The 8,854-nt window shown below is 69.9% G+C and carries 9 protein-coding genes; 1 reads left to right on the top strand and 8 read right to left on the bottom strand.

What is annotated here, in order from left to right:
• The coding region (locus HOQ08_RS03050; protein WP_291191435.1) for a DEAD/DEAH box helicase at positions 1-529 on the bottom strand (529 nt) is incomplete at its 3' end.
• A gap of 122 nt (positions 530-651) precedes the next feature.
• Between HOQ08_RS03050 and HOQ08_RS03045 the strand changes: the two genes are divergently transcribed.
• On the top strand, positions 652-1,530 hold the full coding sequence (locus tag HOQ08_RS03045) for an alpha/beta hydrolase (protein ID WP_291191432.1): 879 nt from the start codon (positions 652-654) through the stop codon (positions 1,528-1,530).
• A 202-nt stretch (positions 1,531-1,732) separates the two neighbouring features.
• Here HOQ08_RS03045 and HOQ08_RS03040 read toward each other — a convergent pair whose 3' ends face one another.
• The 7 genes from HOQ08_RS03040 to HOQ08_RS03010 all read right to left on the bottom strand — a co-directional run.
• Entirely contained in the window at positions 1,733-2,380 is a 648-nt protein-coding gene (locus HOQ08_RS03040; RefSeq protein WP_291191430.1) for a DUF4142 domain-containing protein, read from the bottom strand.
• A gap of 48 nt (positions 2,381-2,428) precedes the next feature.
• Positions 2,429-2,749, bottom strand: coding sequence for a KGG domain-containing protein (locus tag HOQ08_RS03035; protein ID WP_291191427.1), 321 nt, complete (start codon positions 2,747-2,749; stop codon positions 2,429-2,431).
• Between the two features lie 420 nt (positions 2,750-3,169).
• A complete protein-coding gene (locus HOQ08_RS03030; RefSeq protein WP_291191424.1) occupies positions 3,170-3,886 on the bottom strand; it encodes a hypothetical protein in 717 nt (238 codons plus the stop codon).
• A gap of 1 nt (position 3,887) precedes the next feature.
• On the bottom strand, positions 3,888-5,228 hold the full coding sequence (locus tag HOQ08_RS03025) for a sigma-54 dependent transcriptional regulator (RefSeq protein WP_291191421.1): 1,341 nt from the start codon (positions 5,226-5,228) through the stop codon (positions 3,888-3,890).
• Between the two features lie 271 nt (positions 5,229-5,499).
• Positions 5,500-6,480: a BON domain-containing protein gene (locus tag HOQ08_RS03020; protein ID WP_291191418.1), complete on the bottom strand. Its 981-nt coding sequence runs from the start codon at positions 6,478-6,480 to the stop codon at positions 5,500-5,502.
• Positions 6,481-6,531: 51 nt separating this feature from the next.
• Positions 6,532-6,804, bottom strand: a complete 273-nt coding sequence (locus HOQ08_RS03015) for a hypothetical protein (RefSeq protein WP_291191415.1) — start codon at positions 6,802-6,804, stop codon at positions 6,532-6,534.
• 121 nt (positions 6,805-6,925) lie between these two features.
• The coding region (locus HOQ08_RS03010) for a PAS domain-containing sensor histidine kinase (protein WP_291191413.1) at positions 6,926-8,854 on the bottom strand (1,929 nt) is incomplete at its 5' end.

Raw genomic sequence — 8,854 nt, 5'->3', positions numbered from 1 at the left:
AATTGGCCAGCGCGTGGATCTCGTCGACGAGCACCGTGCGCGTGCTCTTGAGCATCTCGCGCCCGGACGCCGAGCCCAGCAGTACGTACAGCGATTCGGGCGTGGTCACCAGGATGTGCGGCGCCAGCTTGCGCATCAGCGCGCGTTCGGCCTGCGGCGTGTCGCCGGTGCGCACCGCGGTGCGGATCGCCACGTCGGGCAGGCCCTCGGCTTCGAGTTCGGCGCGGATGCCTTCCAGCGGCGCTTCGAGGTTGATGTGGATGTCGTTGGACAGCGCCTTCAGCGGCGAGACGTAGACCACCCGCGTCTCCTCCGGCAGCGCGCCGCCCTGGGCTACGCCCTCGCGCACCAGCGCGTCGATGGCGGCGAGGAAGGCGGTCAGCGTCTTGCCCGAGCCGGTCGGCGCGGCCACCAGCGTGTGGCGGCCCGCGTGGATGGCCGGCCACGCGCCGGCCTGCGCCGCAGTGGGCGAGGGGAAGCTGCGCTGGAACCAGCGCGCGACGGCGGGATGGAAGTGTTCGAGCGGCATGGCGGTTTTGCGGCGGGCGCTGCGTGCCCCCGATGATATAGGGGCGGCCGTCTCATACTTCGAGCCGCTGTTCAGGATGCTGTGCGCGGGCTATGTTGGCGGCTGGGCGCGGAGGCATGCGTGTGGATGCATCAGAGCGGGCAACCGAGGGAGTGCTCGGCCGGCAGACCCTGGCCGATGGCCGGTGGCTGTGCGTGCACGACTGGCCCGCACCCCGCGCCGGTTCCGATGCGCGTGCCGGCGTGCTGATCGTGCACGGCCTGGGCGAGCACGCTGGACGCTACGGTGCGCTGGCCGCATGGTTCAACGCGCGCGGCCATGCCGTGCGCGGCTACGACCAGCGCGGCCATGGCCGCTCGCCCGGCCAGCGCGGTGCGCTGGTCCGGCCGCTGGAACCGCTCGAGGACCTGGCCGAGGTGTACGCGCGTTTTGCCCGGGAGCTCGGGACGGCGCCGGTACTGCTCGGCCACAGCATGGGGGGATTGGTGGCGCTGCGCGCGGTGCTCGACGGCTACGTGATGCCGAAGCTCCTGCTGCTCTCCTCGCCGGCGTTGCGTACCTGGGCGCCCGCCTGGGCGCAGGAATTGGCCGGGCGTCTTTCGCGCTGGCTGCCCAACCTGCCGCTGCGCAGCCGCCTGCCATTCGAAGCGCTGTCGCATGATGCGGCGGTAATCGCCGCCTACCGGCACGATCCGCTGCGCTCGGGCTGGATCACGCCGCGGCTGGCGCATTTCATCTTCGACGGCGGCCGGCATTGCATCGCGCAGGCGCCACGGCTGCACGTGCCGACACTGTTGCTGGCGGCCGGCGCCGACCGGCTGGTCGACCCGCGCGGCAGCCTTGCCTTTGCCGCCGCGGCAGAGGCCACCGGCCGGCTGACGGCGCAGGTGTTCGATGCGCTCTTCCACGAGTTGTTCAACGAAGCGGAGCCGGCGCGCAGCGAGGTACTGGCCCGGTTGGCGCAGTGGCTCGACGCGCAGGATGCGGCCGGCGCGCACTGACCAAGCGCCGCCGCGTCACGGCGGCTTGGCCCCAGTGTCCGTTGCGCGTTGCTCGCACGGCGCATGGCCGCAGCCGCACGAGCCCTCGGCGGGCTCGTCCACCGCCTGGCGGCAGTGGTCCGAGCAGTAGGTGTCGCCGACCGGCACGCTGCAGCGGCAGGCAGGATGGGCGCAACGCTGGCTGGCCGTGGCGTTCAAGGCGTCAGTGCGTGCTGCTGCCCGAGGGCGGCATGCCCATCGAGCCGTTGCTGTCCATCGGCGTGCCGGGGGCGTGGTTCATCGGATGTCGGCTGCCGCGCATGCTGCCGTTGCCGGCGATCTGCTCGGCCATCTGCAGGTGGGTCTTGAGCGCCGGCAGGGTGGCGCTGGCGAACTGCTTGACGTCGGCATCGGCCGCCTTGCGGCTTTCCATTCGGAACATCTTGATGGCCTTGCGGTGGTCTTTGACCATCGCCTTCGCATAGGCCTGGTCGAACGCCGCGCCGCTCATCGCCTTGAGCTTGTCGGCCTCATGTTTCTGCATCGGCATCGGCTCGGTCGGCAGGGTGACCTGCTGGCGCTCGGCGATGCTCATCAACTGATCGTTGGCCTTGGTGTGGTCGTCGACGATGCGCTGGGCCAGTTCCTTGACCTGCGCGGAGGAGGACTTCTCCAGCGCGAGGCGGCTTATCTGGATCTCGGCAAGGCTGTCGGCGGCCGCGTGGCGCATGAACACGGCGTCCTTGCCGGTACTGCCCTTGCCCGTGCCGTGGCTGCTGTCCTGGGTGGTGCTGCTCTGTGCGAGCGCCGTGCCGGCCAGGATGGCCAGCAGCAGCGTGCCGAGCATCAGGCTGATGCGTCGTGCGGTCATGTCGTTCTCCCGGTGGGTTTGCGGCCCTTGCGTTTGCGCGGGGCGCGGTCAGTCCTCTTCCTCGTTCTTCGGGTTCTGCCGGCCGGCCCTGGTCTGCTGGCCGCCGCGGCTGCTTTCTTCGCCGGTACGCCGGCCATGGCTGGCCTCGCCGCCCTTGCGGCCGATCGCGGCCATGTGCTCGCGGTTGGAGCTCACGGCCTCGCCGCCCTTCTGGCCCGCGCGGCGGGCTTCCTCGGAGGTGAACTGATGGGCATGGCCGCTGGCGTGCGCTGCACGGCCGCCTTCGCTGGCAATCTCGCGCTGGCGCTCCTCGTCCATGCTGGCGAAGCCGCGCTTGCTGGTGCCGCTGCCTGGGTTCTTGCTGGACATGTCGGTGCTCTCTTCGTCCGTTCGGGGGACGTCGGGCAGGAGTACCCGGCGGCGCACCGCGTTGCGCGGCGGCTGCCGTGCGGTCGCAACATCCATGCCAGCCGAAAAGTGCGCCGAACGCCGCCGTTACGTGCGCAACGTCGCCGACAGGCCACACGCTGTCGCGCCTGCTCGCAAGCGGTCGCGGCAAAACTACAAAGCCGCTTGGAAAAGTTGCCGCGGTGGGCAGCTAGGTACGGTGACGGATGCGTGGAGCATGGCTCGACGTTTGGAGGCGCCCGATGGGCCGGACCACGCCCTTGGGTCTTGCATGCGGGGCGGCTGCGGAGCAGCCCTCATGGCGTCTGCTTCGCCGGAGCGGCAGGCGCGCAAGGGTGCCCTTCACCTGGCCCTCGCGCGATGGGAGCGGTGGGAAAGGCGTCAGTGGAGTTCGGAGCGGCGCATGGAGGGCGACTCGCCGAGCAGGCCGCGGGCCAGTTCGGCGCATTGCAGGCAGCCGTGGCCGATCTGGTCGAGCAGGGTGAGTACGCCGGCGTGCTCCTTGCGCTCAAGCATCAGCGCGGCGAGGTCGGTGCGCATCAGGATCACGTTGAGCGCGTTGTTGATCGCGTCGACCACGGAAACCGGATTGCTCGATTGCTCCAGTGCGTCGGCCTCGCGCCGCTCGCGTTGCAGCAGTACCGCCAGCCAGGCGCCGACGTGTGCCAGCGCCGTGCGTTCCTCGGTGTCGAGCATGCGCGGCCGGTACAGCGCCAGGCCCAGCGCGGCAGCGGGCCGGCGCGCGCGCCTGCAAGGCAGCGCGATGGCGAGCAGGCGGGCATTGCCGCTGCGCTCGCGCGCATCGTTGCGTTCCGCGCTGAGCGCCGTGCGCAGCGATTGCGCGGCCAGCTGCGCGGCCAGTGCACGCGCCTCGCGGCGGGAGGACAACGGCGGCGGCAACTGCCAGCAGTAGCGGCCCTGTCCGCTCGGTCGGTGCGGCGCCACCAGCAGGCAGACTTCGGCGTGCCACTGCAGGCTCACGTGCTGCAGCAGACGGGTGATCGCCTGCTCCGCGGAGGAGGCGTCGAGCGCTTGCAAGGTGGTCGGCAGCGGCAGGGGGATGGGGGTGATGGCGGAGCTGGCCGGTCGTACGTTCATTTCATTCGCGGTCTTCGTGCTGGTAACGCGACAGCTTGTTGTAGATCGTCTTGAGGCTTACCCCCAAAGCCTCGGCGGTGCGCGTCTTGTCGTTGTCGAAATGCGCAAGGGTGCGCAGGAGCATCTGCTTTTCCATCTCCTCGATGGTCATGCCGATGCGGAAAGGCATGCTGCCGTGGTCGTGCGCCTCGTGCAGCGGGTATTGCGGCGGCTGGGCGACGTGCATGTCCAGCTCGTCGCCGGACATCACCCAGGCGCGTTGCACCGCATGCTTGAGTTCGCGTGCATTGCCGGGCCAGTCGTAGGCCAGCAGCCGGCGCACGGCCTCGGGCGCGAAGCGGCGGGCGGTGCCGTAGCGCTCGTTGAGGCGGTCGAGGAAGCGCTGCGCCAGCAGCGGGATGTCGCTGGGGTGCTCGCGCAGCGGCGGCATCGCCAGCGGAAAATCCATCAGCCGGTAGTAGAGGTCCGAACGCAGCACGCCGTCGTGCACCGCCTGCAGCGGGTCGCGATTGGTGGCGGCTATCACGCGCACGTCCACTGGCTTGCTGGCGCTGGCGCCCACGCGGGTCACGTCGCGCTCCTCCAGCACGCGCAGCAGGTGGGTCTGCAACTGCAGCGGCATCTCGGTGCATTCGTCCAGGAACAGCGTGCCGCCCTGGGCCTGTTCGAAGAAGCCGGCGTGGTCCTTTACCGCGCCGGTGAAGCTGCCGCGCTCGTGGCCGAACAGCTGGCTGGTGAGCAGGTCGGGCGCGATCGCGCCGCAGTTGACCGCGACGAAGCGGCCGCCGCGCTCGCTGTACTGATGCAGGGCGCGCGCGGCCAGCTCCTTGCCGGTGCCGCTCTCGCCATGGATGAGCACGGTGACGTCCAGCGGCGCGACACGGCGGATCTTCTCGAACAGGCGCTGCATCGCCACGCTGGCGCCGATCAGCTCGCCGCAGCGTTCGCTCGCCTCCGCGGAAGCCACGCGCAGCTTGGCGGCGGCGATCGCCTGGTCGAGCAGGCGTTCGAGCTGCGCGCCTTCGAGCGGCTTGATCAGGTAGTCCAGCACGGGCAGCTGCAGCGCGTGCACTGCGGTCTCCACCGAAGGATGGCCGGTGACCACGACCACCTGGGCGGTCTGCGGCGGATCGAGCTTGTCGACCAGCTCCAGGCCGTTGCCGTCGGGCAACGAGAGGTCGAGCAGCACCAGGTCGAAGCGCGCCTCGGTGGTGAGCTTGCGCGCATGCGCCAGGCTCGCGGCGCCCGTGACGGAGCAATCTTTCGATTCGGCGAAGGCAGTTACCACGTCTAGGAATTGAGGATCGTCGTCAACGAGCAGGATGGAAGCGGTCGTCGGCACAATTTCACCGGAAAGGGATCACTCGACCCCAAGGCTGTCGCGTTGAAAGGAGCAGGCCGCGCGATGCGTACCCATGCATCCACGGCGACAGCCGCGGCTGTGTGCAGCGCATGGCAGGTCGGCCCGGACAAGGCCGACGATGCCGCAAGCGAAGTGCAAGCTGCGTCGAAGAGTTGTTCGAGCTTGCAGGTGAAAGCCGATGCGCGGAGCGCACGTGCGTGCCCAGCCGCGCCGCGCTCGCCAGCCATGACGCCGGCAAGCGCGTCATGCGTCAGTGCCTGCTGCGCCCGCCGATGTCGCCACCAGGTGCGGCGCCGCTGCTGCTGGCGGTCGTGCCGGGCGCGGGCGAAGTGGTCGTGCCGGACACCGACGGCGTCGTTACCGGATGCGTTTCGCCACGGCTTACGCGCAGGTGGTTCTGGATGTCCTTGACGCCGCCGAGGTCGTCGACGATGTCTTCCGCCTGGTGCTTCATCCAGCGCGCGGGCACGCTGCCTTCCAGCGTGACCGTACCCTGGCTCACTTTCACTTCGATCTCGCTGGCGTCGACGTCGGCGTCGGTCAGCCGCTCGCAGGCCAGCTCGCGCAGGCGCTCGTCGCTGCGTTCGTAGCCGCGCGGCCGGGTGCCGCGGAACTGGCTGCGCTGGTCGCCCTCGTCGAACCAGTAGCGTTTGCCCTGTTGGCGGAAGCCGGCGCCGCCGTAGATGTCGGTGTGGGCGAACTGTCCGGAAGCGGAGCGCGTGGAGCCGTAGCGCGGGCCTTCGTAATCGTGTTCCTGCGTCCAGCTGGCGCGTGCGTAGTCGCTGCGCGCATCGTCCTGATGGCGGCGCTGGCCGTAGGAGCGCGCCTCGTCGTAGCCGCTGTTGTCCTGGCCATGGGCGTTGCGTTCATAGCCACGCTGGCCCTGCCATGGACTGCGCTCGTGGCGGCGGCGGTAGTCCTGCTGCTGCAGGTGCTGGCCATAGGCGCGCTCGTTGTCGGTATCCAGGCCGTAGCGCGCATCGCCGCGGTCGCCGCGCCACAGCTCCTCGTCGCGATAGCCGCCGCCGTAGCGTGCCGGCTGCTCGTCCCAGCGGGGGGCGCGTGTGCCGCTTTCGCGCTGGTGCTGCGGGTGTGCGGCGCGCCATGGCTGCTCGGCGAACTGGTCGTCGTCGCCGACGTTGCGTACCTGCCGTTGCGCTTCGTAAGGGTCCCGTCCTTCGTTGCGGGCACGTGCGGGGCGTTGCGGGTGATCGTCGTCGTATCGGCTCATGGAGAACTCCTGAGTGCGCGAAAAAATTGCAGCGGTGTGCCAACTTTTGCGTCAGTTCAACCAGCAGAAAGCAGGCGCGGCCGGCTCGTCGATGCGCGGCATCGGCATGCCCGGGTCATGCGGGTCGATGGCCGGCTGGTCGGGTTCGCGCGGTCTGGGCGCGCGCACCGGATCGCCCGGGTCGTAAGGCTGCGGCGGGGTGGGGTCGGGCGGCAGCGATTCGGGGTCGCCGACCGGTTTGGATGGTGTCATGCCGCCAATGGGCGCGATGCGCGGTACGCGGATCGGCGCGATCAGCGGCGGGCAGGGCAGGAACATGTGCATGGGAGTCCTCCTGGAGGAGCATCCCGGGTCATACAAGCCACGTGCCAACGACCGGGGCGGCCGCCATACGGTTCAGAAGCGCCGAAGGACGGGTTTCAGCCGGGCCCGCGTAGGCGGCGGCTCACGGGTTTCGCGCCTGCCTGAGCGGGCTGGGCAGCAGACCGCGGATGCGCTGGACCAGGGCATCGAACTGGAACGGCTTGGTCAACAGGTCGGTGTCGGCCTCGGGCGCCCAGTCCTGCGGCATCGTTTCGGCGTAGCCGGTCACGAACAGCACCTTGAGGCCCGGCCGGCGCTGCCGCCCGACCTCGACCATCTGCAGGCCGGTGAGTCCGGGCAGGCCGATGTCCGAGATGACCAGGTCGATGCGTTCGTCCGATTCGATGGCGGCGAGCCCGGCGTGGCCGTCGCGCGCCTCCAGCACGCGATAGTGCAATTCACGCAGCTTGCCGGCGACCAGCTCGCGCACCACGTCCTCGTCCTCCACCAGCAGGATGGTTTCGCCGGCGGCCGGTTCCCAGTGTGCGCCGGGGTCTTGCTCGTCGTTCGAGCGCACGCTGCGCCGCTCGCCGCTGGGCAGGTAGATCGACACCGTGGTGCCGTGGCCCGGCTCGCTCTCCAGTTCGATGGCGCCGCGCGACTGCGTGACGAAGCCGTGGATCATCGACAGCCCCAGGCCGGTACCGCGGCCCTTGGGCTTGGTGGTGAAGAACGGATCGAACGCGCGTGCGCGCACCTCGGGCGTCATGCCCACGCCGGTGTCGGTGACCTGCAGCAGCAGGGTCGGCGCGTCGCTCAGGCTGTGCGGCCGCCGCAATGGCCCTTCGCCCGGCGGCACCGAGCCGGTGCGGATGGTCAGGCGGCCGCCGTCGGGCATGGCGTCGCGCGCGTTGATGGCGAGGTTGAGCAGAGCGCTTTCCAGCAGGCTGGGGTCGCACAGCACCGGCACCAGCGCGGGCGCCAGTTCGAGCTTCAGCGCCACCCGCTCGCCCAACGTGGCCGGCAGCAGTTCGGCGATCTGGGTGACCAGGTCGTTGAGGTTCACGCTCTTGGGCGCCAGCGGCTGGCGCCGCGCGAAGGCAAGCAGCCGGTGGGTCAGCGTGGCGGCGCGCTTGGCCGAATCGATGGCGTTGCCGAGGAAGCGCTCCACGTCCTGGCGCCCGGCCGCCAGGCGCATCTGTGCCACCTCGAGCGAACCGATGATGCCCTGCAGGAGATTGTTGAAGTCGTGCGCGATGCCGCCGGTGAGCTGGCCCAGCGCCTCGATCTTCTGCGACTGGAACAGCTGCGCGCGGGTTTCCTCCAGGTGGCGTTCGGCTTCCACCCGCTCGGTGATGTCGCGGGTGATCTTGGCAAAGCCGAGCAGCTGGCCGTCGCCGTCGCGGATGGCATCGATGGCGATCTCGGCCATGAAGCGCGAGCCATCCTTGCGCACCTGCCAGTCGACCACGTCGTAGCGGCCGGCTTCGGCGGCCACCACCATGGCCGTCTGCGCGACCTGCGGGTTGATGAAGAAGCGCGCCAGCGGCCGGCCGATGATCTCGGCGGCGGCGTAGCCCTTGATGCGCTCGGCGCCGGCGTTCCAGTCGGTGACGATGCCGTTGGCGTCCAGCATGCAGATGGCGCAGTCGGTGACGCCGTCGACGAACAGGCGGAAGCGCCGCTCCACCTCGCGCAGCCGCCGTTCGGTGAGGCGGCGTTCGGTGATGTCGCGGATGACCATCGCGAAGCCGAGCAGGTGGCCGTGTTCGTCGCGCACCGCGTCGCACACCAGGTGGGCCCAGAAGCGGCTGCCGTCGCGGCGCAGGCGCTCGGCCTCTTCCTGGAAGCGGCCGTGCGCCGCGGCCATGTGCAGGATCAGCTCCGGCCGGCCGGCCGCGCGTTCCTGTTCGGTATGCAGCAGGGCGAACGGGCATCCGACGATGCCGGCGGCCCGGTAGCCATGGATCTGTTCGGCACCCGCGTTCCAGCTCCGCACGCGGCCCTGCGGATCGACCATGAAGATGGCGTAGTCCAGGATGGACTGCACCAGCAGTTGGTAAGAGTAGGT

Source organism: Frateuria sp., from assembly GCF_013362045.1.
Taxonomy (GTDB): Bacteria; Pseudomonadota; Gammaproteobacteria; order Xanthomonadales; family Rhodanobacteraceae; genus Frateuria_A.
Note: the sequence above shows the minus strand (reverse complement) of the source record. Positions and strands in the feature narration are given on the sequence as shown.